This window comes from Ligilactobacillus faecis, from assembly GCF_029889745.1.
GTDB classification, from domain to species: domain Bacteria; phylum Bacillota; class Bacilli; order Lactobacillales; family Lactobacillaceae; genus Ligilactobacillus; species Ligilactobacillus faecis.
The window spans coordinates 2348555-2373034 of the sequence record NZ_CP123639.1; the positions used below are offsets into that span (position 1 = coordinate 2348555).

Below are 24480 nucleotides of genomic sequence, written 5' to 3' on the forward strand. Positions count from 1 at the left end.
TTTAATTTTATTATTTATCAAAAGATCATACTAAATATGATAAATGAACTACACTATCCATAAAACTCAAGAAAAACGAACTACAACTATAACCGATCGTAACAGATAACATAACGATCACAAGCTTTAAAGGTCGTTGATCTTTTAAAGCGATATAGCGATCGAGCCGTAAAGATTGGATCCCCACAAAAGCTAGTGCAATAAAAAGAAAGTGGCTAATGATCGTCAACAAAGACATTATTCCAACATATTGCAATTTTAGTAACTGCTATCTAGAGCATGAGCAAGTACAAAGCGCGCTTCGATACTTGAAAAAGAATAAATAGCTTGTCCTTTCTATTTTTAGTTATATCGTCACTAGTGACCTTTAGTGCGATCTCTTTAACCCTAAAAAGAGTGATATCTAAACTCTCTCACCTCACACATCAACTTTCTATGAAAAAGTATATCAATCTGATCAATACATCTGTCTAATAGTTAGTGACTATTGGTCCGTAGACCTATAATAACTAGAACTTGGATTAAATGTTCAAAATGTAGCTGATAGCTTAGCTACTTTACCAAAAGGTCTTGATTAGACCTTTTAATACATATTATACACTACTTGTTCGTTTAGAATCTAATAGAAGTATCAAAAAAGAAAGATAATTAGCTAATTTTTTTTAATCATTTAAATAGTTTTCGGAAGCGGTTTCTTGTATAATAAAACAAAGGTCAGCTGTTAAACAAAAAACAGTCCTATCCAAAAGACAAGACTGTTTTTGATAAATAATTATTTTTTCGAAAGACTTAGGCGATTGAGCGCTCGTCGAAGTGAAACTTCAGCACGACGTAATTCATCAACGTCATTGACTTTCTTCGCTTTTTCGATCCGAGCCTCAGCACGTTTGCGCGCCCGTTCAGCTCGAGAAGCATCAATATCTTCTTTGCGTTCAGCTGCTGATGCAACTACCGACAAAACATTGTCTGAAAATTCAATAAAACCACCACTCACTGCCACTTCATCAAAAGTTTCTTCACCTGTTTTGACGCGGATCTTATCGATCGCAAGTGAAGCCAAAAGTGGTAAACGATTCGGCATGATCCCAACTTCACCTAAAGTTGTCTTACAGATCGCCAAATCTGTTGTATTTTCATAAACAACGCCGTCTGGTGTAACCACATTGACAGTTAATACAGGCTTTTCATCCATTGGACGTTACCTCCTTAATTGCCTTGTGTCATCTTTTCAGCTTTTTTCACAACATCTTCGATCGGACCACATTGACGGAAAGCATCTTCAGGAAGATCATCGTACTTACCTTCAAGGATCTCCTTAAAGCCTTTAACAGTTTCTTCAACTGGAACGTACGAACCTGGAATACCCGTAAATTGTTCTGCCACGTGGAAGTTTTGGGAAAGGAAGAATTGGATCCGACGTGCCCGAGCAACAACGACCTTTTCTTCATCTGATAATTCATCCATCCCTAAGATCGAGATGATGTCTTGTAATTCACGGTAACGTTGTAAAACGTGTTGCACTTCTGTTGCAACGCGATAATGTTCTTCCCCAACGATCTCTGGTGATAACGCACTTGAAGTTGAAGCTAACGGATCAACCGCTGGATAAATACCTTGTTGGGTCAAAGCACGTTCCAAGTTCGTCGTAGCATCCAAGTGAGCGAAAGTCGTTGCTGGAGCAGGGTCAGTATAGTCATCGGCTGGCACATAGACCGCTTGGATCGATGTAACTGAACCTTTCTTCGTTGAAGTGATCCGCTCTTGCAATTGCCCCATTTCAGTTGCCAGCGTTGGTTGGTAACCAACGGCTGACGGAATACGACCAAGCAAAGCGGAAACTTCAGAACCAGCTTGCGTGAAGCGGAAAATGTTGTCGATAAAGAGCAACACATCTTGGCCTTCAACATCACGGAAATATTCCGCGATCGTTAGACCTGTCAAGGCTACACGCATCCGGGCTCCAGGTGGCTCGTTCATTTGTCCAAAGACCATGGCTGTTTTTTCTAAAACACCTGATTCCTTCATTTCAAAGTAAAGGTCATTACCTTCACGAGTTCGTTCCCCAACACCAGTAAACACAGAAATACCGTTGTGTTCTTGTGCAATGTTGTGGATCAATTCTTGGATCAAAACAGTCTTACCAACACCGGCACCACCGAAAAGTCCGATCTTACCACCCTTGATATAAGGAGCAAGAAGATCGATAACTTTGATCCCTGTTTCAAGAATTTCTGTACTTGTATTTAATTGATCATAAGCAGGTGCATCGCGGTGGATCGGATCCTTGCGATGATCTGCACTAAATTCTGGACCATTATCGATCGTTTCCCCTAAGACGTTAAAAACGCGTCCTAAAGTATCTTTACCAACTGGCACGCTGATCGCCGTACCGTTATCAACAACTTTAGCCCCACGTTGAAGACCATCAGTTGAGTCCATCGCGATCGTACGCATTACGCCATCACCAAGTTCAAGCGCAACTTCGATCACTAGTTTTGAACCATCTTCACGTTCGACTGTCAAAGCATTATTGATATCAGGCAAAGATTCATTTAGAGGGAATTGCACATCGACAACTGGTCCGATGACTTGAACTACTTTACCGTAACTCATTTCGTTGATTCCTCCTGATCTTTTAATCTAAGGCAGCTTGCGCACCTGTAATTTCAGTAATTTCAGTCGTGATCGCACTTTGACGAGCACGGTTATATTGAAGTTCTAATGATGAGATGAGATCCTTAGCATTATCAGAAGCAGACTTCATAGCTGTTGAGCTGGAAGCATGTTCTGCTGTTTTAGCATCTAAGATCGCACCATAAACTAAACTTTCTGCATATTGCGGTAAGATAACCTCTAAGATCGCATCTTTAGAAGGTTCAGTTTCATATTCAATATGATAATTTCGGTCTTCATCTGGAGCAGTTAGATCATCTTCACCCATATTTTCAGCTGAGATCGGAAGCATCTTTTCAGCTCGAAAGACCGAAGTCAAAGTATTAACAAAGTGGTTATAACAAACAAAAAGTTGGTCGTAGAGTTGATTGTCATACATCGTTACGATCGCTTCTACGATCGGACGGACCTCTCTAAATGTTGGGACGTCTTTCACCCCGCGATATTCGTAGATCACATCATAACCACGTTTACCGAAAAATTCAGCACCGGTAGCACCGATCGCAATGATCGCAACATCTTCTTTAGAGTTACCATTGCTTTTGATCAGATCCATGGTTTGTTTGATCACATTACTATTGTAACTCCCAACTAAACCACGATCAGAAGTGATCACGACGATACCAGTCTTTTTAACAGGACGTTGTTTTAGCATACCTAAGGTGTTGAGTTTACCATCTTTAGCTTCGCTTCCAGCACTAGCTGTGTCGAGGAGATGCGATTGAGCTAAGTGGGTAATTACGCTGCGGATCTTTGCGGCATAAGTTTGATAACTGACAGAGTGCTTCTGGATCTGACTTAATTTAGCAGTCGAGACCATCTGCATCGCACTCGTGATCTGTCCAGTTTTTTTAGTCGAAACGATTCGACGCTTAACTTCTTGCAAAGAAGCTGGCATTAGCTCTCACACCCTTTCTTATTTTACATTTGCATGAAATGTATCTGCAAATTCATTGATAGCTGCATCTAATTTAGCAGTGTCAGGCAGTTCACCTGTCTTAACGATATGATCTAAAAGATCTTTATGGTTGTTATCAAAGAATTCAAACATTTCATCTTGATATCTCAAAATATCATCGACCGCTACCATGTCTAAGAAACCATGTGTCAATGCATATAAGATCAACACTTGCTTTTCAACTGGTAATGGCTTGTGTAATGGCTGTTTCAAAACTTCGACTGTTCGACGACCACGATTCAACTTAGCTTGTGTTGCTTCATCTAGATCAGAACCAAATTGAGCAAATGATTCCAATTCACGGTAGGAAGCTAAGTCTAGACGTAGTGTGCCGGCAACTTTCTTCATCGCTTTGATCTGAGCAGAACCACCAACACGTGAAACTGATGTACCAGCATCGATCGCAGGACGGATACCTGAGTAGAAGTTATCACTATCTAAGAAGATCTGTCCGTCAGTGATCGAGATCACGTTTGTTGGGATATAAGCCGAAACGTCGCCAGCTTTTGTTTCGATAAATGGCAAAGCTGTCATCGATCCACCACCAAGTTTATCGTTTAGCTTAGCTGCACGTTCAAGTAAACGTGAGTGAAGATAGAAAACATCACCAGGATAAGCTTCACGACCAGGTGGACGCCTCAAGATCAAGGAAAGTTCACGGTAAGCATCAGCTTGTTTTGAAAGATCATCATACACGATCAAAACATGTTTACCATTGAACATAAATTCTTCACCCATGGCTGCTCCCGCATAAGGCGCAAGCCAAAGTAATGGCGCTGGAGAAGAAGGACCAGCTGATACAACGATCGTATAATCCATTGCCCCGTATTTCCGCAATGTCTCAACTTGTGTGCGCACAGTTGATTCTTTTTGACCGATCGCAACATAAATACAGATCATATCTTGATCTTTTTGGTTCAAGATCGTATCGATCGCAACCGAAGTTTTACCTGTCTTACGGTCCCCGATAACCAACTCACGTTGTCCACGACCGATCGGCACAAGCGCATCGATCGCTTTTAAACCTGTTTGTAATGGCTCGTTGACCGATTGACGTTCCATAACACCTGGAGCTTTTCGTTCTACCGGGCGTGTCTTTGTCGTTTTGATCTCACCTAGACCATCGATCGGTTGGCCTAAAGGATTAACGACACGACCGATCAATTCTTCCCCTACAGGAACTTCCATGATCCGACCGGTACGTTTTACTGTATCGCCTTCACGAATGCCTTTATAAGCACCTAAGATAACGATACCAACATCGTTTGATTCCAAGTTTTGCGCCATACCGTATGTACCATCTTCAAATTGAAGTAGCTCACCAGATAACGCATTATCAAGACCATTAGCACGAGCGATCCCGTCACCAACGTAAGTTACTGTTCCAACTTCGTCAACGGTCAGCTCATCTTGGTAGTTTGCTAATTGTTGCTTGATGAGAGCACTGATTTCCTCAGCCTTAATGCTCATAAAAGTCTCACCTCTTTAAAAATCACTTTACTAACAGACGTTTGATCTCTGCGATCTTTGAACGGATCGAACCGTCAAAAATATAACTATTCGATTTTAAAATAGCGCCCCCGATGATCTCAGGGTCAACTTTCGTATCTAAGATCACTTTCTTAGCGCCAACAACTTTGGCAAAAGAAGCGGCGATCTTATCTTTACGTGCATCATCTAATGCGATCGCTGTCGTCACAGTGGCCCGCACTGTCTTTTCTTCTTCATCTGTTAGTCTGTTAAATTCATCGATTATCCCTTCAAGATTGGCGATCCGTCCGTAGTCATATACCATCGACACTAAATTTTTCGTCAAATCTGAAGCTCCACTCTTTAAATGCTCTAACATCGAAAGTTTGTCTTCTTGTTTGATCGATGGGCTCGTCATAAAAGAGACAAAACGTGGTTCAGCTTGCAAAACTTGTTTTAATTGCGCTAGTTCAAGCCCAGTTTTTTCTAAAACATCAGCTTCTTTAGCACTTTCAAACAAAGCTTTGCCATAACGTTTAGCTATTGTTTGATCACTTAATGCCATTTTGCTTTCCCAACCCTTCAATATAAGAGTCAACTAAGGCTTCTTGATCCTTAGCATCCAATTCTTTTTGGATGATCTTTGAAGCGATCTCGACTGATAAAGCAGCTACATCATTTTTGACATTTGCCAAAGCTTCTTCACGTTCTTGGGCAATATCTTTTTTAGCGTTTTGCTTTAGTGTGTCGACTTCAGCTTGTGCAGCACTAACGATGCTAGCTTTTTGTTGCTCACCGTTTTGTTTAGCACGATCAATGATTTTTGAAGCTTCAACATGGGAATCTTTTAGAGCTGATTCGCGTTTAGCTGCGAGCTCTTCTGCCTTTTTACGGGCATCTTCTGCTGAGTCGATGTCATTTGCGATCTTTTCAGCACGTTTTTCCATCATTTCAGTCACAGGGCCCCAAGCAAAATGCTTGATCAATGCGATCAAAATAATGAACGTTACTAAGTAGAACAAGAAATCGCCCCATTGAACACCGCCTTCAGCAGCGCTTAATAATGCTGAATCCATTCATTGACACCTCCTAATCTTTCAATATTTCTTCAATGATACTGAATGGTTAAGAGACTACTTCATCATTAACATGAAAGCGATAACGATCGCGATGATCGGTGTAGCTTCGACAAGTCCAACACCGATAAACATCGTTGTCCGTAATTGACCAGAAAGTTCTGGTTGACGTGACATACCTTCCAAAGTTTTTGAAACAAGTAAACCGTTACCGATACCGGCACCTAGAGCAGCAAGACCGGCTGCAAGACCGGCACCTAGTAATGCTAAAGCTGTTGTCATAATAAAAGTCCTCCTTAAATTGATTACAATATATATTGGTTATTCCTTTTCGACTTTTTGAGAAATATATACCATTGTCAAGGTTACAAAAACATAGGCTTGGATCGATCCGATAAAGACCGAAAATGCCTGCCAGATGATCTCAAGTGGAATAGCTGGAATAAATGTCCATAATCCATTTGACTTTGCCAACTGATCGTAGATCGTAGTCAGTAACACTTCACCAGAGAAGATATTACCGTAGAGACGTAATGCTAATGTTAAGAAATTCGTAAATTGTTCCAATAAATTCATTGGTAAGAGCACCGGCATCGGGCTAAAATATGAATTCTTAACATATCCTTTGAAACCAAACTTAGAGATCCCCATCCCGTGGGCCAAAACTAAAACTAAGAATGCTAAAGTAAAAGTCGTGGCTGGTGAAGCGGTCGGACTTTTGAGATAAGTCACACCGTTGATCGGAAGTTGGATCGCTAGACCTATCTGATTGGAGACAAAGATGAACAAGAAGAGCGTAAAGGCAAGGAGACCATATTGTTTTCCTTGCTCATCCGGCATGGCACTTTTGACGATCCCATTTGTAAAGTCGATCATCCACTCGATCATATTTTGCTTTCCGGTAGGTTTTAGCGTTAGCTTTCGCGAAAAGAAAAAGATCAGTAAAAAGACAACTACAGCCGATACGAGCCCAGAAAGGCAGTTACCGACATTGAATGGGATACCGAAAAACTCCAGAACTTGAGCTTCTTCATTCACCAAGTTTCACCTCTTTTCAATTGTGATCAATACGGTCGAACAAAATGGTCGAACCATAATCTTCGATCCAAAAATAGCTAACCGAACTAATTTTGAATACAAATGAAATAATACCACCATTTTAATTAAAATACAAAACAGAAATCAAAAATCAAAAAATTTATAAAACACTGATCAAGCGCGTATTTTCAAGGATTTTGATTTTTATTTATGATTTTTTTAAAATAAGCGACACATTTGATCACTTGTCGACTATTTAGTTCCAAATAGTCGGTCACCAGCATCCCCTAACCCAGGAACGATATAACCATTTTCATCTAAACGCTCATCTAAAGCTGCTGCAAAGATATCGATATCTGGATGAGCTTTACGTAAAGCTTCGACCCCTTCAGGTGCTGCTACTAAACAAACGAACTTGATCGATTGAGCCCCCCGCTTCTTTAAAGCATCAACTGCCATGATCGCTGACCCCCCAGTCGCCAACATTGGGTCAACGATAAAGATCTCACGATTAGCAAGATCACTAGGCATTTTTACAAAGTATTCATGTGGCTGCATCGTTTCTTCATCTCGATACATCCCGATATGGCCAACTTTAGCAGCTGGGATAAGGTTCAAAATACCTTCGACCATCCCTAGACCTGCACGTAAGATCGGGACAACGACCACCTTTTTACCTGCTAAACGTTTCTTAGTTGTAACTCCCATCGGCGTTTGAACTTCTACATCCTCCAAAGGCATCTCACGTGAAACTTCATACGCCATTAAAGCTGCGATCTCATCGACACATTGTCTAAATTCGCGTGTGCCACAATTTTTATCGCGAATGATCGTTAATTTATGTTGGATCAACGGATGATCTAATACTTCAAATTTTCCCATTTTTCTTCCTCCTTAGATTGGATCCTGTTACTTATTTTAGCCGAAATGCCCCCCTATGGCTACCTAAAAACGGTCAAATTTTTAGATCAGAAAAAAATGTCTCTCCCGCTGCTTTTTTCAAACGGTTCATATAAGCAGCACCTAAGCCTTCTTCTGCAAAACCAGCACATAAAATGATCTCTGGACGGATCTGATCATCAAAGTGCCGCAGACCTGCAAATAGACGTTGACTAGCACTTGTGATATTTTCGCCTAAACTAAATGTCGGGATCTCTGTTGAAACATTTGCCAGATCTTTTTCAAGTGCCATGATCGCAACGGCTTGTTTATTGGCGTTAGCAAACGCTAAGGCTTTTTCCCACTCAAGAGGAGAAACGATCACAACTTGAGCACTTGGAGCATAGTGCTTATACTTCATTCCTGGAGCTTTAGGTGTTTCTTTTTGACCAACTTTATGCTTATCACTGATCACTTCTGTTTGTAAGACCGTTTCAAGTTCTTCTGCTGTGACTAAACCAGGGCGGAGGATCGTCGGATGTTTTGTGCTGAGATCGATGATCGTCGACTCAACACCTACTGTTGTTGGACCATCATCAACGATCCCTCTGATCCGTCCTTCAAGATCATGAAAAACATGTTGTGCTGTCGTAGGACTAGGTTTGCCAGAAGAATTAGCTGAAGGTCCGACAAGCGGGACATTAGCTTCTTTGATCAAAGCCAATGTTGTTTTATTTTTTGGCATTCGAAAGGCAGCTGTTTCTAAGCCTCCAGTCACTGCTTTTGAAAGTGCGCCTGGTTTGATCGGCAAAACGATCGTCAACGAACCCGGCCAGAAAGTAGCCATCAACTTTTGAGCCTCTTTTGATAATGCTCCTGTATATTTTTCGACCATCTCCTTAGAACTAACTGTCACGATCAGCGGATTATCTGAGGGACGTCCTTTGGCAAGATAAACACGTTTGACTGCCTGCTCATTAGTTGCATCTGCCCCTAGTCCGTAGACAGTTTCAGTCGGAAAGGCGATCAATTCACCTAAACGAAGCTCTTTTGCAGCTTCTTTGATCTCATCTGGTCGATAGATCTTTGTTATCAACACTTTTATTCTTCCTTTCTTTAAAATTCAACTCGGACCATCCGCGCATTTCCGCTCAGGTCATACTTCAAATCTACTTGTGCTTGAGGAAAAGTTTTTTCAAAGAGCGCTACGACAGAGGCCCCTTGAGCAAAGCCGATCTCTAAATATAGTCGGGCTTTTGAAGTAAGATAGGGCGCGATCTCTTGAGCTAAGCGTTTATACAAATAAAGACCGTTATCTGGTGCAAAGAGCGCTAACTTTGGTTCATGCAGTAAAACACTTTCGTCCATCAAATTTCGTTCGTTCTCAGCGATATATGGTGGATTGGAAACGATGACATCAAACTGTCCCGTAATATTTTCAAAAAGGTCTCCTTGCTTTAATTTGACTTCAGTCTTCAAATTGGCTGCATTTACTTTTGCTACAGCTAAAGCCTCACTTGAAATATCACTCAAGGTCACATCAAGATCAGGTCGTTCATGCTTTAATGTCAAACCGATCGCCCCTGTTCCTGTTCCGATATCTAAAAGTTTTGCACCTTTTTTAGGTTCATCGGCTAAGACCCACTCTACTAGCTCTTCTGTTTCTTGCCGTGGGATCAAAGTTGCTGGGGTGACTTTAAGATCCAAGCCAAAAAACTTCGTCTTTCCTAAAAGATATTGTGCAGGCCAACCTTGACAGTATTTTTCGACATTTTGTTTGAACAAATTCCACTCTTTGGTCGAAAGTTCATCTTGGTAATGCATTAAAAGTTGGGTCGTATCCCAGCCAAATTGGCCACATAATAATAATTCTGCGGCAGATTCTTCTTTTTGGTGCTTATTTATAAAAGAAAAAGCCCATTGCTGAGCTTTGAAAACTGTTATTTTATCCATTTTGCAGTTCTTCCAAGGCTTTAGTTTGATCATAAAGAACTAAAGCATCGATCACATCGTCTAACTCTCCGTTCATGACCCGATCAAGTTTATTCAAACTCAGACCGATCCGATGATCAGTCACACGGTTTTGTGGATAATTATAAGTTCTGATCCGTTCAGAACGATCACCTGTCCCGACCGCTGACTTTCGATTTTCATCGTATGCACTTTGTTCTTTTTCAGCATAATAATCGTAGACCCGGGCCCGCAAGATCTTCATTGCTTTTTCGCGGTTTTGTTGTTGTGAACGTTGATCTTGCATCGCAACTACGATCCCTGTTGGTAAGTGGGTCATGCGCACAGCAGAAGACGTTTTATTGATATGTTGGCCACCAGCACCTGAAGCACGATAAACGTCAACGCGGATGTCTTTAGGATCGATCTCGATCTCGACATCTTCTTCTTCCGGCATTACGACTACTGTTGCCGTTGATGTATGCACACGACCAGCAGATTCAGTTACTGGGATCCGTTGCACACGGTGAGCCCCTGATTCATACTTCAATTTAGAGTAAACGCTTTTTCCGTTGATCAAAAGCGCAATTTCTTTGAAACCACCAACTTCAGTCAAAGTCTTATCGATCACTTCGATATTCCAACCTTGCCGTTCAGCGTATTTACTATACATCGTAAAGAGATCACCTGCAAACAAACTAGCTTCATCTCCACCAGCAGCACCTCTGATCTCCATGATGATATTTTTGTCATCGTTAGGGTCTTTTGGTAATAACAAGATCTTGATCTCTTCTTCAAGTTGTTCTTTTTCATCTTTTGAAGTCGCCAATTCTTCTTTGACCATCGTTGTCATTTCATCGTCATCAAGACCGGCACTCAACATTTCTTCATCATCTTTGATCTGTTGTACGATCTGTTTATATTTATTATACTTCTCGACAGTTTCACGGAGATCGGCCATTTCTTTTGAGAGCTCCATAAACCGTTTTGTATCTGCGATCACATCTGGGTCAGAGAGAAGTTCCCCTAACTCTTCGTAGCGATCTTCAAGCATTTGTAGTCTATCAAATAACTTATCCATCAAAGTATCCTTTCTTATTTAATGATCTGTCCGTTATCGAGCAGTGGCTTGAAATAATGCTTACGACATACAGGATAGTATGATTCATTGCCTCCGATCTCGATCTGAGCTCCGTCATAGACTGGACGCCCATCATTGACACGAAGATTCATGATCGCTTTTTTATTGCAAAACCAACAGATCGTCTTCATCTCTTCGATCTTATCAGCATATAATAGTAAGTATTTCGAGCCTGTAAAGAGCTCATTACGAAAATCATTTTTTAGCCCAAATGTCATTACTGGAATATTCAATTCATCAACGACTTTTGTTAATTCTAAAACGTGATGCTTACTTAGAAATTGGGCTTCATCAACTAAAACGCAAGCCGCTTTAGGATCTAATTCTTTAACTTTTTGAAAAAGATCATCTTTTTCAAAGATCGGAAAAGCTTTGCGCTTCAATCCGATCCGACTGGAGACGTACCCGACTCCATCCCGATCATCGAGACCACTTGTCATAATGATCACACTTTTATCTTGTTCTTCATAGTTATGAGCAACTTTTAAGATCTCGATCGTCTTTCCACTATTCATCGCACCATAACGAAAAAAAAGCTGTGCCACTGACGTCACCATCCTTTTGAGCTTTCCTAAACTAGTATAGCCGATTTACTAATAAATTTCATTATAAAATTTTTACGCTCTCTTCCCTAAAGTTCAACCCTAGCTGCTTTTGTGGTAAGATACAAGTTGAAGAAAAAAAACGGAGGATGTTTTATGTCGTTTAAAAGTTCATTAGCGATCGCAGCGGGCAAAACGTCCCACTGGTTTTTGCATAATTTTATGCACGGTGGCACGTCACTTCCAGGAAAATTAACGTTAAAACTGGATCCCGATGTTTTACAAGAGCTTGCCAAAGATTATGAGATCGTGATCATCACTGGGACAAATGGAAAAACCTTGACAACTGCTCTGACAGTCAAGACTTTACAAGCAAAATATGAAAATGTTTTGACTAATAAAAGCGGTTCAAATATGAAACAAGGGATCGTCACGGCCTTTTTGACGGCTAAAAAAACTAAAAGCGGGAAAAAATTAGCAGTCCTTGAAACAGATGAAGCTAATGTCCCGATCGTTTGTCAATATATCGCACCAAAGATCTTTGTTTTGACAAATCTTTTTCGCGATCAAATGGACCGCTACGGAGAGATCTACACAACTTATGACAAGATCTTAAAAGGTGTTTTGATGCACCCCAAAGCCTTAGTGATCGCCAACGGAGATGCTCCGATCTTTAATAGTAAAGAATTACCCAATGAAGTTATCTACTACGGATTTTCTGATAAAGAAGAACAAGACCAACTTGCGCCGGCTAACACTGACGGCTTACTATGCCCAAATTGTCAACAGATCTTACACTTTAAATACCGTTCTTACAGTAATTTAGGCAAATATTTCTGTCCAAATTGTGGCTTCAAGCGTCCAGAACTGACTTATAAAGTCGATCAGATCTTAGCGCAGACCCCCCAATCATCCAAGTTTACGATCAATGGACACCAAGTCGATCTGCATATCGGTGGAACGTATAATATTTACAACGCTTTAGCGGCATACGCCGTGGGAGCACAACTTGGTGTTAGTCCACAAGCGATCTGCCAAGCATTGAGCCAAAATGACGAAAAGGTCTTTGGTCGCCAAGAAGTCATCGATCTTGATGGAAAAGAAGTTACGATGATCTTAGTTAAAAATCCAGTTGGTCTTGATCAAGTTTTAGAGATGATAAAGACCGATCCTGAACCATTTTCTTTAGCTGTGCTCTTGAATGCCAACTATGCTGATGGGATCGATACGAGCTGGATCTGGGATGGCACATTTGAAGAACTACCTTTTGAAAAGATCCCAAGCGTCTTGACTGGTGGCGAACGCTATAAAGATATCACTTTCAGATTACGCGTGGCTGGTGTGCCTGAAGAAAATTTTGCACAACGTGAAAGTTTAAAAGATGTCTTAGCATATCTCAAAACGATGCCAACAAAGCACATCTACGTTTTAGCAACTTATACAGCTGTTTTACAGCTCCGCAAACTTTTAGCCGATGAAGGTTATATCAAAGGAGGCATGGATTGATGAAATATCAACTTCATTTAGCACATCTCTACGGAGATCTCTTAAACACTTACGGTGATATCGGGAATGTCTTAGTTTTAGAATACTATGCTAAACAAATGGATGTTGAATTGACATCTGAAGTCATCTCACTGAAAACACCTTTTGATAGTGAAAAATTTGATATTGCCTTTTTTGGAGGCGGACAAGATTATGAACAAATGATCGTCTCTAAAGATATTCAAGATAAGAAGCAAGCGTTGACTGCTTTTATCGAAGCTGGCGGACCAATGCTTGCGATCTGTGGCGGTTATCAGCTACTTGGTAAATATTATATTGGTGCTGACGGCCAACGGATCGAAGGGATCGGAGCTTTAGACCATTATACAAAGAGTCAAGATAATAATCGTTTTATCGGTGATATCGTGATCGAAAATGAAGAAACAGGTCAAACATATCACGGTTTTGAGAACCACAATGGGGTCACCTACTTAGGTAAAGGCGAACGACCTTTAGGTAAAGTCCTTAGCGGACACGGAAATAATGGGCAAGATCAAGGAGAAGGTGCGATCTACAAAAATGTCTATTGCTCCTATTTCCACGGACCGATCTTAGCGCGTAACGGACAGTTAGCTAAGCGGATCTTACTCACAGCTTTAAAGCGTAAGTATCCTGAAGCTGACCTTAGCTCGCAAGAAGCTCTCGTCATCAAACCAACATACTAAAAAAAGATCTGCTGCAAAATGATCTGAGACCCGTCAAGTGAACAACTAAATAATTAAAATTCTAGGCAGCCTGATTCCGGTATTCTTCTGGAGTCAGGCTGTTTAGTTTTATTTGGTAACGTTGGGTATTGTAGAACTTGATATAGTTTTCGATCATTTCTACAAGTTCTCCATATGTTTCACATTTTAGCCAATAATAACATTCTGTCTTGAAATGACTCCAAAAACTTTCCATTGGTGCGTTATCGATACATTTCCCCACTCGAGACATACTTCTTGTAACACCATGCCTTGAGGTCAACCGAAGATATTCCTTTGAAGTATATTGAAATCCACGATCACTGTGAAGAAGTAGATTAGCTTCATTTAAATGCGTGAATGCTTTTTCTAAAGTCTTCATGACAAGCCGATTATCATTTCTTTTACTAATTTCAAAACTTATGATAGATCCATCGTATAGATCTTTGATCGCACTTAAATAAGCTTTTTGTCCTAAGCCATATTCTAAATAAGTGACATCAGTCACCCACTTTTGATTAGGTCTAGTAGCGGAAAAATCACGACCTAAAGTATTTTCTTCGTAGTTTAAATGTTCTGAACGAGTACAACCTCGGCGTTTGCGACGAATTACTGAATATAAACCAAGGACTCTCATTAAGCGACGAATACGTTTGAAGTTATATTGTTTTTGATACTTTCGATTGATAAGAAGAGTCATTCTTCTAGAACCGTAAATTCCATTTAAAGCATGAAATTCTTTTTTTATGATCTCACTTAACCATTCATTTTCCAAAGTACATTGTGATTTTGGAGCAGTTAAATAACGATAATACCCTGAGCGCGATACATTTAAGATCGCACAAAGGATCCAGAGTTCAATTTGTGGAAACTCTTTAAGAACTTCCTGAATAGCTTTAAAACGCAGATTTTTAGGTATAAAGCTTATCTCCTCCTTTCGAGTTCGTCCAATTTTTTTAAAACGATATTTTCTGCTTCTAGATATTTATTACGTTCTTTCAAACGTAGGATCTCAAGCTTGAGACGCTCAGTTTCAGAAAGAGTCTTATAATCACGATCTTTAACTGTTTTACCACGATTATCGTATAATGCCTTTTCGCCATCTACTTCAAACTTTTTGACCCAATTATAGACTTGGGAATAAGAAACATTATATTTATCGATCGCTTTGTGATAATTCTTATTATTAGCAAGTGTATACTGAACTATTTCGAGCCGTTCCTTAAAAGTAGTTTTACGTCCATGTTTCATTCTATTACGACCTCCAATGGTAGCTTTAAAGCCTTTTCCATTAGTATACAAGTTGATCCATTTACGTAAAACCGAAACACTCGAAATATTGTATTTATCACAAATTTTCTTTGGTGAACGTCCATTTTCTAAATATTCTAGAACCGCAGTTGTTTTTAATTCAACTGAATATTCTTTCCAGGTTCTAGACTCTTTTAAGCCATCTAAACCGCCAGCTTTGTATTTTCTGATCCAATTATCAAATGTATTTTTAGAAATGGTATATTTCCGGCAGATAAAGTACTTACTATATTGTCCACTAAGATACTCGGAGACTGCCTGGTATCTTTCTTCAAGTGTATGTTTAGTAGTTCTTCTAGACATAAAAAATCCCCCTAGAGTGATCACAGAATCTTTATTATTTCCGTGTCCACTCTAGGGGAATCATATCAAAAAAACAGCAGATCTTTTTTTACGCTTTTTCGCCAGGCTCAGAAGCGATCAACATCATATCTCCTGCTAATGTCCATGAAGTAACATCATTTGGCAAGATGAAATGCATCCCACGTTTAAGTTCATATGTTCTTCCTGAAACTTCGAGCTGACCGTCACCTTCCAAAACAGAAACAAGCGTGTATGGCGCTTTTTCTCGTTCAAAAGTTGCACTTCCAGTAAGTTCCCATTTATATACGGCAAAGAAATCGGTTTTGACAAAGCAGGTCACTTTTTTAGCACCTTGTTTGCTTGTTTTTATCTCAAGTTTAGGATCAACGTGTGGCACATTCGTTACATTGATCGAATCTTCTAAATGTAACTCACGCTTTTTACCTGTCGTTTGATCGATCCGATCAAAATCGTATAGACGATATGTCGTATCTGAGCTTTGTTGTGTTTCTAGGACCATGATCCCTTTACCGATCGCGTGGATCGTACCTGCCGGAACGTATAAAAAGTCCCCTGCTTTGACTGGGATCTTGCGTAAAAGTTTGTCCCATTTCTCTTCCTTGATCATTTGAGCTAACTCTTTTTTACTTTTAGCATGGTGTCCATAATACATCTGCGCGCCTTCTTCAGCCGCTAAAACATACCAACATTCAGTCTTGCCTAACTCACCTTCGTGTTCTTTAGCATACGCATCATCTGGATGCACTTGCACTGAGAGATCTTCTTTAGCGTCTAAGATCTTAGTCAATAAAGGAAAAACAGCGCCTGAAGCATTGCCAAACACGGCACGATGTTTTTCCCAAACTTGATCAAGTGTCAGTCCTTTGTATGGACCATTCTCAACACGCGCTGGACCATGTGGATGGGCTGAGATCGCCCAACACTCACCCGTGTGTGCACTTGGGATCTGATAACCATAAATATCATGGAGCTTTTGACCGCCCCAGATCTTTTCTTGAAAATATGGTTTTAAAAATAACGGTTCACTCATAAAATACTCACCTTCACTAAAAAGTCTATACTTTTATTATAATAACCGATCATTCCTTTGTAAACCTTTTCACTATGATTCTTTTTCTCTAAGATAGTCACTTACGATCACATCTCGCCATTTCAAAAACGGCTCGTTATCTGCACTTGGGTGGATCCGATTTGATAAAACGATCAAGGCTGTTTGATTTTTACGATCGATGACGATAAAAGTTCCAGTAAAGCCAGTGTGATACAAACACGCTTGACCTTTTGGATCATAGCGCAGATCCCAGCCTAGTGACCGCCCAAGCTTTCTTGTCGGGGTGTGATCTCTAAAAAGCATCGTAAGCGTTTTATCCGTTACAATAGGTCGTAGTGGCCGTCTTTTTCCTAACAGCCATTGTGCAAAAATGATCAGATCATCTAAAGGAGCAAACAAGCCCGCCGAGCCACAATGTTTTCCTAAAATATATGCTTTGGGATCATGTACTTCTCCTTGGATCAGACCACGTTCCGCCGTTATTTCAGTCGGAACACAACGATCTTTTTCAGGGGTAAAGGTACTTTCGTTCATTTGTAAAGGAGCCAAAACTTCACTTGCGATCACCTCTTGAACTGGGCGACCATAAAAAACTTCGATCACTTCCCCCAATAAGATCAAACCGATATCAGCGTAAACGACTTTCTTTCCGAGCCACGCTTTAGGTCTCAAAGTATATAACGCTGTTAAAAGCTCTTTTGGCGGTAAATGATCACGATCCTTGATATAGCCACTCAACGCTGAAGTGTGTGTCAATAAATGACGCAACGTTACACGTTGATCAGTAAAACGGATCAAATATTTTTGGACAGGATCATCGATCGCAAGTTTACCTTGTTCAGCTAATTTTAAAATGACTGTTGTCGTCCCGATCACTTTTGTCAATGAAGCTAGATCATAAAGTTCGCCCCCGACAAGTGGCTTTTTTACCGGAACTAATTGTTTTTGACCAAAGATCTTTTTTTCGACTTGGTCATGCGTGATAAAAGCATACGAGATCCCCGGAACGATCCCTTTAGTCACTAAACTATCAAGCTCCTTTTTTGTTTGTTCATACATTAGTCATTATCCTCTGGTTTTAACCGATTGATATAAATGATCTTAAATTCGCCGTTCTCATAATCGACTCGACTTGCACGTGAATTGTCCACTAAAAAAAGGGGCACATCGCCATTTAAAGATTCTAAAAAGTTAGATAAGATCAACCCGTGGGTCACGATCAAAATATTACATTCTTCACCTTCATATTCGCACGCGATCGTTTTTAAAGCCCGTACGAAGCGCTGTTCTAAATGAACAGAAGTTTCGATCGCTTCTTCTCCGTCCATCGTGCGGAAAAGTTCAGTCAACTCTGACACATGTTCTTCGTTAGCAAAAGCTTTGATGATTTTTTTTAAACCTAAAGTTCGCAATGCTGTCGGAACCATTTTAAAATTGTTAGCTTCTTCAAATTTTCCAAAACTCAATTCTCGCAGATCAGGGTCACTATAGATCGGAGGATAGCCCTTTTTATTTTCTTCCAAAATGTAGCGTGCTGTTTCTTTAGTCCGTTCAAGATCACTCGTGTAGACTGCTTTAAATTTGATATTAGCTAATTCTTTACCTAATCTTCGTGCCATCCGGATCCCTTTTTTAGTCAACGGCGAATTCGTCGTCCCCTGCAAACGCCGCGAACGATTTAATGTTGTTTGTCCATGTCGGACTAAATAAAAATGTATCACTGCCATATCATCACCAACTCTCAAAAAATGCCTTTGTTTTTATTATAGTACGCTGGAGGCTCTTCATAAAACTATTAACTATCTTCAATTTTATTTATTAAATTATCAAATGACTTCGTGGTACAATAAAGGCAACTTATATCAACTTACAAAGAAGGGTTTCTTTTGATAAATAACGCAGCAATGGCACATGATGTTTTACAACATTTAAAAGCACACACAGATCAGATCGTTTCGCTCAAAGCTAAGTATGATAATGTGATCCAATTCTTTTTTACAGATCTTCCTGCAACAGCTGATCACAGCACTTATTTTTTAAGTAATAAATTAGTTGCTGAGCGCTTAGATCCACTCCTTGTCGCTAGGCATACCGAGCTTTTCCAATATTTTTGGTATAAAGTCCACCAAAGCACGCCACCATATAAAGAAATCTGGATGACGACTGCTTATTTGACTGATCAACATCTCTTTTTATTAGAACTTTCTTTCGAATAAAAAAGCTTAGCCCCACTTTTTTGTGGTGCTAAGCTTTTTTTACGCTTTTAATTCTTTTTTGAATGGACTTCCAACGCTCCACACTAATAAAAGATCACATAACATCAAACAAGCCGTCACTAAAAAGACAACTTGATAATCAAACAAGCCTGAGATGATCGAGCCTAAAACCGCACCGATCATTGAACCAGCCGCTTGAAATGATTGGTTATAACTAAAGATCCGCCCAAAAGCCTCATCTGGTACACTGATCGTCAAAAGTGTTTGTACAGCAGGCATCAAAGCCGCATTTGCGATCCCCAATAAAAAACGCCACATTCCAAGCGCCCAAGGGGAGCTAACAAAATACATCGGGATAAAAACAAGCGTTGCCGCTGCCAAACCGATAACTAAGATCTTCAACGGCCCGATCCGATCCATCTTGACACCTAAACGCGAGGCGACTAATAACGTCCCAAATCCTGGCATTGCAGCAACGATCCCACTGACAAACGAAACATTGCCTTGCCCATGCATCAATTCTTTGACTAATAAACTGATGATCGGTGCAATCGACATCAAGGCCGCTTGTACAAATAACGTGGTGATAAACATTACAACGATCAACTTTTGATTCTCTAAGGTAGCAAAGATCTCTTTTATCGGACGCATTTTTGTTGCTTCGACTGGTGTAAAATGTTCTTTTGTATTGAACAGTGTCAGTAAAAAAACGATCCCCATCATCGCTCCACAAACAAAAAACGTCACCCGATAGCCTGCCCAACCAGCTAAAAGTCCGCCGACTAAAGGTCCGATCAAGTTCCCTGTGACACTAGCAGTCATCATATTCGACATGACCGACCCTGAGCGCGAATGTGGTGTCTCACTTGCCATAAAGGCCGTCGCATTATTGATATAACCTGAGAAAGCTCCTTGTACAAAACGCAAAATAATGATCGTCATTGCATGATGTACTAGACCAACAGCAAAAATCGTAAAAGTCATGACTCCAGCAGCTCGTAAACACATTAATTTACGACCTTTACGATCAGCAAGATTGCCCCAGATCGGTGAGACGATCGCTTGGGCTAGATATGTAACGGCAAAAGCCAAACCAGAATATAAGTTAAGTTCAAATTTACCATATGGATGAAGTGTTTCGATATATAACGACATAAATGGCATCGTCATCGAAAAATTTAGTCCAGTCATAAAACACCCGATCCATAGCGTAATAAAGGTCTTTTTCCACGAAGACGGTAATTTTTCTGTTGTTTCCATCAGTACATTTCCTATCCAAAAATTGAGGCGCGTAGGTCAATGATGCCATCTGCAAAAACGCCCCTTAACCATTTTTATAGACCTACTTTTCTTTTTTACAGATATGTGCTTTGTAAAATTATTCTTATTTCCCTGCTATATAAAATGTAAGCAAATCTGCTCATATTTGAGAAAGAAATATAGCTTTTTCTTTCCTAAATTTTATTTACTACCATCAACACTAGTATTCCCATATCCTAACTAGAAGGTAATGACATCGACTAGCTCTGAGAGCTTTGGGATGTAGCCCACCCCGTTATCTTTTTTATACTGTATTTTCATCTCGATCCATGATCGTACCCCACTTAGAACAACGTTGCGTGCTCGAATAATATTTATCAACTAAAACTAGACCATTCACAACACGTTTTCTAGCTAATTTTCTTTGATAATACTTGATACATTTATAGAGTCGTTTCAAATTATCTGGCAAAGTATTAGTTTTACCATCTGTATATTTTAGATGTCTGACCTTGACATCAACGGCTGAGTCCTTACCAGTCTTGATCTGCTTTTTTATCTCGATCTCAAAAGGCCAATGTGCCCAGTACTTACCATTTTCACGATAAATTGAAATAACTTTTAATTCACCTTCTAAGTTCTTAGCGTCTTTGAATTTAATATCATACCAAGTTTTGCTCCCTAGAAATTTATCTAAGCATAATTTTCCGTTGATGATCTTAGCTCGAGCATTTTTAAAGCCTTGTCTAAGAGCTTTCTTAGACTTAAATTTTGGTTGGCCCCAAGCTGCGATCTTCTTTAGTGGCTACTAATTTATCACAAACTTTGCGTTCACTAGGTCTAAACAACTTGTTGTCTAAAAGAAACGATCTATCATACATATCATCCCATAGAACTAAAACTTGATTTCAACAGTATCTACGATGAGCACATAGATCACCAAGAACTTTTCTTATGGTTTGATTTGGATAAAGTCTCACTTTTTGAGTGCTTATCACCACCTTGTACAATGCTTACTAAATCATTTTTTCTGACTATGTGTTGCTACTCTAGCATATTACTTGTCGATCAGCAGGAGTTATGAGCTTTTAAAGTTCTAACTGTAATACCTGATCTTTCAGCCATTTTTTTGGTTTTATCATTGACATAATACTCATCACACACTTTATTTTTTCTATAGGTGTTATTATGTTTTTAGCAACAGTTAGACCATTCCACTCATTCAATAGTACTATTCTAACAAAATATCTTTAAAAGGCAATGAAAAAGAGCCCAGACAACTTGGGCTCTTTTTATAACGTTTTCCTGAAAAACATCTATTTACACATCAAAAAAGATCTTTTTCGACATCTAACCCATACAACGTATTAGCAGGGTCATCTTTTGCGACTGGCTTGACGACTAAGATCGTAGCGACTCCTTTGGTCGAATCATATCCTGCTAATGCGACTACATCTTCAATGAGATACGTCACTCCATCGCTATTATAGATATGTTCACCGATCACTGGAAGATTCTCAAATTCTGCCTTATTCATGCGATAGTAATCTCCCGTATTTTCATGCATTACGAGTAAAGTTTTAGTCACTTTGATCCCCCCTTAAAAATAATAAAAAGAGCTAGTCGATCGACAAGCTCTTTTTATTATATTACACATTGATAACTTTATCCAAGAACGCTTTTGTTCTTTCGTTCTTTGGCGCTTCAAAAACATCTTCTGGCCGTCCTTCTTCAACGACATAACCGTCTGCCATAAAGACAACGCGATCGGCTACTTCTTTAGCAAAGCCCATTTCATGAGTCACAACGACCATCGTCATCCCGTTTTTGGCCAGATCTTTCATAACTTCTAAAACATCACCGACCATTTCTGGATCAAGCGCACTCGTCGGTTCGTCAAATAGCATAACATCTGGATTCATCGCTAGAGCACGCGCGATCGCAACCCGTTGCTTTTGCCCCCCAGAAAGCGAGCTTGGTTTGGCATCGAATTTATCTGACAACCCAACTGTTTCTAAAAGCTCTTCAGCTTTAGCACGCGCCTCTTCTTTAGAAGCCTTTCCTAATTCAACTGGAGCCAACATAATATTTTCACCAACAGTCAAGTTATTGAATAAATTGAAATGTTGAAAAACCATTCCGATATTTTCCCGAGCTTTATCGATATTTGTCTTTTTATCAGCAATGTCATTTCCATCGATCACGATCGAACCAGAAGTTGGTTCTTCTAACTTATTCAAGCAACGTAAAAGGGTACTTTTCCCCGAACCAGAAGGCCCGATCAATACGACCACTTCATTATTGGCTACTTTAAAATCGATCCCTTTTAAAACATGGTTAGAACCATAGCTTTTTTGTAAATCGGTAACATCTACTTTGTATTCAGTCATTAGTTATTGATCCTCCGTTCGATCCATTTTGAGATAAGCGTTAAGATCGTAATGAGCAGTAAGTAAACTACTGCAACGATCGCCCAAACACGGAAACCTTCTAAGTTCCGCGCAATAATGATCTTACCTGTTTGTGTAAGTTCAAGCAATCCAATCACTGATAAGATCGAAGTATCTTTTAAAGTAATGATAAATTGATTGATAAATGACGGGATCATCACTTTGATCCCCTGTGGTAAGATGACACGGCGCATCGCTTTTCCAAATGGAAGTCCTAGACTTCGAGCAGCTTCCATCTGACCACGATCGACAGATTCGATCCCACCTTTGACAAAGGCCGCTGTATAAGCACCTTCATTTAACATCAAGGTGATCACACCAGCTAAGAAAGCTGGAACTTTACTTCCGATCAAGCTTGGGACGCCATTATAGATGAATAAAGCTAACACGATCAATGGCAGACCACGGAAAATATAGATGATCGTTGTCGAGAGACCACGACAGAATTTATTCGGCAAGACACCTAATAGTCCGACTAAAACCCCAAAGATCGTAGCGCAAAAGATCCCTACAACTGTCAATTTTAATGTCTCAATGATCCCTGAAATAAAAGCATCTTTATTTTCTTTTAAGATCCCTAAAACAGTTCGATCTTCTGAATTAGTTGTTGTATTTTTAGCTTTTGTTTCTGAAGTCGCTTTACCTTCTGTGTACTTTTTGATGATCTTATCGTATTGGCCATTTGCCTTTAATTTAGCAAGACCTTCATTAAACATCTTGAGCAACTCTTGGTTTTGCCCTTTTTTGACTGCAAAACCTGTCTCAGTCGTATTAGCTGGTTTTGTCACAACTTTTAAGTTGAGCCCATTTTTGATCGCGTAATACATCACCGCACTATCTTCAAAACAGGCGGCTGAATTCCCGTTGATCACATCATTATAAACACCATCTGAATCATCAAAAGTAACAATTTCAAAACCGTATTTAGCTTTGATCGAGTTAGCGTAGTCTGCACCAGCAGTCCCAGTCTTAACGGCAACTTTTTTACCTTTTAATTCAGAAAGGCTTTTGATCCCGCTGCCTTCTTTGACTGCCATGACGATCCCAGCTGAATAGTATGGATCGGAAAAATCAAATTTTTGTTTTCTTTCTTCTGTGATCGACATTCCAGCGATCATCCCGTCTGCTTGACCTGAGCTGACTGATTGAACAGCAGCATTAAAGCCAACAGGTCGGATATCTACCTTGAACCCTTCTTCTTTAGCGATCTCCTTTAACAGTTCGATATCGATCCCCACATATTTATTTTCTGAATTAGCATATACAAATGGTGGGAAAGTCACATCTGTATCGATCGTATATGTTTTTTGCTCTGCCGCTTGGATCTGTGTCGGCTGGACAAACGCACCCAACATAAATAATCCAAGAAATGCACTAAGAATTGCAATAAACTTCTTCATGGGAACTCCCCTTTACTAGAATTGATAAAAATATTATAGCACACTTCTGTTAGAAAATAATACATGACCTTTTTTGGCACCGTTATCATTTTAAAATAAAAGAATAAATTCCAATCTTTTTCCCCTTAAGAAATGCGATTTTTTAGCTTTTTATTTCTTTTTTATTAATTTTTAGTTAAAAATATTAATATGTCACTTATGTTTTTTGCTACTAAAATCTAAAAAAGCTTATAAAACAAGCTTTTATAGTTAAAAACTGCAACATTCACAACTTACTTAAATATGTAATAAAATATAACACAAAAATACCATCAGGGAGCTCTTTTTCAGTATTGACAAATTTAGATCCGAGGCATAAACTATAGTAGTTGAGTTTTTATTGGGCATTCGCCAAATCGGTAAGGCAGTGGACTCTGAATCCATAATTTACAGGTTCGAACCCTGTATGCCCAACTATGATCACTAGAAAAGCAACTGTTACTACTAGCAGTTGCTTTTTTTATACAAAAAAAA

General features: G+C 39.6%; 24 protein-coding genes, 1 tRNA gene and 2 pseudogenes. 4 read left to right on the forward strand and 23 right to left on the reverse strand.

Translation table 11 applies throughout. The features are described 5' to 3' along the window. Nucleotides 1–25: 25 nt before the first annotated feature. From QFX10_RS10750 to QFX10_RS10815, 14 genes are all read right to left on the reverse strand, one after another. A complete protein-coding gene (locus QFX10_RS10750) occupies nucleotides 26–256 on the reverse strand; it encodes a DUF1146 family protein (protein WP_280606215.1) in 231 nt (76 codons plus the stop codon). A gap of 516 nt (nucleotides 257–772) precedes the next feature. Next, nucleotides 773–1192, reverse strand: a complete 420-nt coding sequence (locus QFX10_RS10755) for a F0F1 ATP synthase subunit epsilon (RefSeq protein WP_280606216.1) — start codon at nucleotides 1190–1192, stop codon at nucleotides 773–775. 14 nt (nucleotides 1193–1206) lie between these two features. Then, complete coding sequence (gene atpD, locus QFX10_RS10760) at nucleotides 1207–2613, reverse strand: F0F1 ATP synthase subunit beta (RefSeq protein WP_280606217.1); 1407 nt, start codon at nucleotides 2611–2613, stop codon at nucleotides 1207–1209. A 22-nt stretch (nucleotides 2614–2635) separates the two neighbouring features. Beyond that, complete coding sequence (locus QFX10_RS10765; RefSeq protein WP_280606218.1) at nucleotides 2636–3571, reverse strand: F0F1 ATP synthase subunit gamma; 936 nt, start codon at nucleotides 3569–3571, stop codon at nucleotides 2636–2638. An 18-nt stretch (nucleotides 3572–3589) separates the two neighbouring features. Beyond that, nucleotides 3590–5101, reverse strand: a complete 1512-nt coding sequence (gene atpA, locus QFX10_RS10770) for a F0F1 ATP synthase subunit alpha (protein ID WP_280606219.1) — start codon at nucleotides 5099–5101, stop codon at nucleotides 3590–3592. Nucleotides 5102–5123: 22 nt separating this feature from the next. After that, entirely contained in the window at nucleotides 5124–5666 is a 543-nt protein-coding gene (gene atpH, locus QFX10_RS10775; RefSeq protein ID WP_280606220.1) for an ATP synthase F1 subunit delta, read from the reverse strand. Beyond that, nucleotides 5653–6177, reverse strand: coding sequence for a F0F1 ATP synthase subunit B (atpF, locus tag QFX10_RS10780; RefSeq protein ID WP_280606221.1), 525 nt, complete (start codon nucleotides 6175–6177; stop codon nucleotides 5653–5655). Before atpF ends, atpH begins: the two co-directional genes overlap by 14 nt. Nucleotides 6178–6234: 57 nt before the next feature. Then, nucleotides 6235–6459: a F0F1 ATP synthase subunit C gene (gene atpE, locus QFX10_RS10785; protein ID WP_280606222.1), complete on the reverse strand. Its 225-nt coding sequence runs from the start codon at nucleotides 6457–6459 to the stop codon at nucleotides 6235–6237. 39 nt (nucleotides 6460–6498) lie between these two features. Beyond that, nucleotides 6499–7215 (reverse strand): F0F1 ATP synthase subunit A, encoded by a 717-nt coding sequence (gene atpB, locus QFX10_RS10790; protein WP_280606223.1) that lies wholly within the window; start codon nucleotides 7213–7215, stop codon nucleotides 6499–6501. 252 nt (nucleotides 7216–7467) lie between these two features. Next, the gene (upp, locus tag QFX10_RS10795) at nucleotides 7468–8097 is read right to left on the reverse strand and encodes a uracil phosphoribosyltransferase (protein ID WP_280606224.1); all 630 of its coding nucleotides are present in this window, start codon (nucleotides 8095–8097) and stop codon (nucleotides 7468–7470) included. 73 nt (nucleotides 8098–8170) lie between these two features. Next, a complete protein-coding gene (locus QFX10_RS10800) occupies nucleotides 8171–9193 on the reverse strand; it encodes an L-threonylcarbamoyladenylate synthase (protein ID WP_280606225.1) in 1023 nt (340 codons plus the stop codon). A 17-nt stretch (nucleotides 9194–9210) separates the two neighbouring features. After that, entirely contained in the window at nucleotides 9211–10047 is an 837-nt protein-coding gene (gene prmC, locus QFX10_RS10805; protein WP_280606226.1) for a peptide chain release factor N(5)-glutamine methyltransferase, read from the reverse strand. Further along, entirely contained in the window at nucleotides 10040–11125 is a 1086-nt protein-coding gene (gene prfA, locus QFX10_RS10810) for a peptide chain release factor 1 (RefSeq protein WP_280606227.1), read from the reverse strand. The genes prmC and prfA overlap by 8 nt, the downstream gene beginning before the upstream one ends. Before the next feature lie 14 nt (nucleotides 11126–11139). Further along, the gene (locus QFX10_RS10815) at nucleotides 11140–11730 is read right to left on the reverse strand and encodes a thymidine kinase (RefSeq protein WP_280606228.1); all 591 of its coding nucleotides are present in this window, start codon (nucleotides 11728–11730) and stop codon (nucleotides 11140–11142) included. 153 nt (nucleotides 11731–11883) lie between these two features. Between QFX10_RS10815 and QFX10_RS10820 the strand changes: the two genes are divergently transcribed. Beyond that, entirely contained in the window at nucleotides 11884–13233 is a 1350-nt protein-coding gene (locus QFX10_RS10820; RefSeq protein WP_280606229.1) for a Mur ligase family protein, read from the forward strand. Continuing rightward, nucleotides 13233–13937, forward strand: a complete 705-nt coding sequence (locus QFX10_RS10825) for a type 1 glutamine amidotransferase (RefSeq protein ID WP_280606230.1) — start codon at nucleotides 13233–13235, stop codon at nucleotides 13935–13937. The genes QFX10_RS10820 and QFX10_RS10825 overlap by 1 nt, the downstream gene beginning before the upstream one ends. A 61-nt stretch (nucleotides 13938–13998) precedes the next feature. On the opposite strand, the pseudogene QFX10_RS10830 reads toward QFX10_RS10825, so the two are convergent. From QFX10_RS10830 to QFX10_RS10845, 4 genes and pseudogenes are all read right to left on the reverse strand, one after another. After that, a pseudogene (locus QFX10_RS10830) lies at nucleotides 13999–15569 on the reverse strand (IS3 family transposase). 88 nt (nucleotides 15570–15657) lie between these two features. Next, nucleotides 15658–16620, reverse strand: a complete 963-nt coding sequence (manA, locus tag QFX10_RS10835) for a mannose-6-phosphate isomerase, class I (RefSeq protein WP_280606231.1) — start codon at nucleotides 16618–16620, stop codon at nucleotides 15658–15660. Between the two features lie 72 nt (nucleotides 16621–16692). Beyond that, nucleotides 16693–17700: a serine hydrolase domain-containing protein gene (locus tag QFX10_RS10840; RefSeq protein WP_280606232.1), complete on the reverse strand. Its 1008-nt coding sequence runs from the start codon at nucleotides 17698–17700 to the stop codon at nucleotides 16693–16695. Then, nucleotides 17700–18368, reverse strand: a complete 669-nt coding sequence (locus QFX10_RS10845) for a histidine phosphatase family protein (protein WP_280606233.1) — start codon at nucleotides 18366–18368, stop codon at nucleotides 17700–17702. The genes QFX10_RS10840 and QFX10_RS10845 overlap by 1 nt, the downstream gene beginning before the upstream one ends. Nucleotides 18369–18527: 159 nt before the next feature. Here QFX10_RS10845 and QFX10_RS10850 point away from each other — a divergent pair, with 159 nt between their 5' ends. Then, nucleotides 18528–18857 (forward strand): hypothetical protein, encoded by a 330-nt coding sequence (locus QFX10_RS10850; protein WP_280606234.1) that lies wholly within the window; start codon nucleotides 18528–18530, stop codon nucleotides 18855–18857. Nucleotides 18858–18896: 39 nt separating this feature from the next. On the opposite strand, the gene QFX10_RS10855 is transcribed toward QFX10_RS10850, so the two are convergent. The 5 genes and pseudogenes from QFX10_RS10855 to QFX10_RS10875 form a co-directional block, all read right to left on the reverse strand. Then, nucleotides 18897–20117 carry an MFS transporter gene (locus QFX10_RS10855; RefSeq protein ID WP_280606235.1) on the reverse strand — a complete coding sequence of 407 codons (1221 nt, stop codon included), beginning with the start codon at nucleotides 20115–20117 and terminating at the stop codon, nucleotides 18897–18899. A 391-nt stretch (nucleotides 20118–20508) separates the two neighbouring features. Further along, a pseudogene (locus tag QFX10_RS10860) lies at nucleotides 20509–21115 on the reverse strand (nuclease/transposase family protein); the annotation flags it as partial. 329 nt (nucleotides 21116–21444) lie between these two features. Continuing rightward, the gene (locus tag QFX10_RS10865; RefSeq protein WP_280606236.1) at nucleotides 21445–21705 is read right to left on the reverse strand and encodes a LysR family transcriptional regulator; all 261 of its coding nucleotides are present in this window, start codon (nucleotides 21703–21705) and stop codon (nucleotides 21445–21447) included. Nucleotides 21706–21766: 61 nt separating this feature from the next. Next, on the reverse strand, nucleotides 21767–22507 hold the full coding sequence (locus tag QFX10_RS10870; protein WP_280606237.1) for an amino acid ABC transporter ATP-binding protein: 741 nt from the start codon (nucleotides 22505–22507) through the stop codon (nucleotides 21767–21769). Beyond that, entirely contained in the window at nucleotides 22507–23967 is a 1461-nt protein-coding gene (locus QFX10_RS10875) for an amino acid ABC transporter substrate-binding protein/permease (protein ID WP_280606238.1), read from the reverse strand. The genes QFX10_RS10870 and QFX10_RS10875 overlap by 1 nt, the downstream gene beginning before the upstream one ends. 380 nt (nucleotides 23968–24347) lie before the next feature. Between QFX10_RS10875 and QFX10_RS10880 the strand changes: the two genes are divergently transcribed. Beyond that, nucleotides 24348–24420 (forward strand) — tRNA-Gln (locus QFX10_RS10880). The last annotated feature ends 60 nt before the right edge of the window (nucleotides 24421–24480 follow it).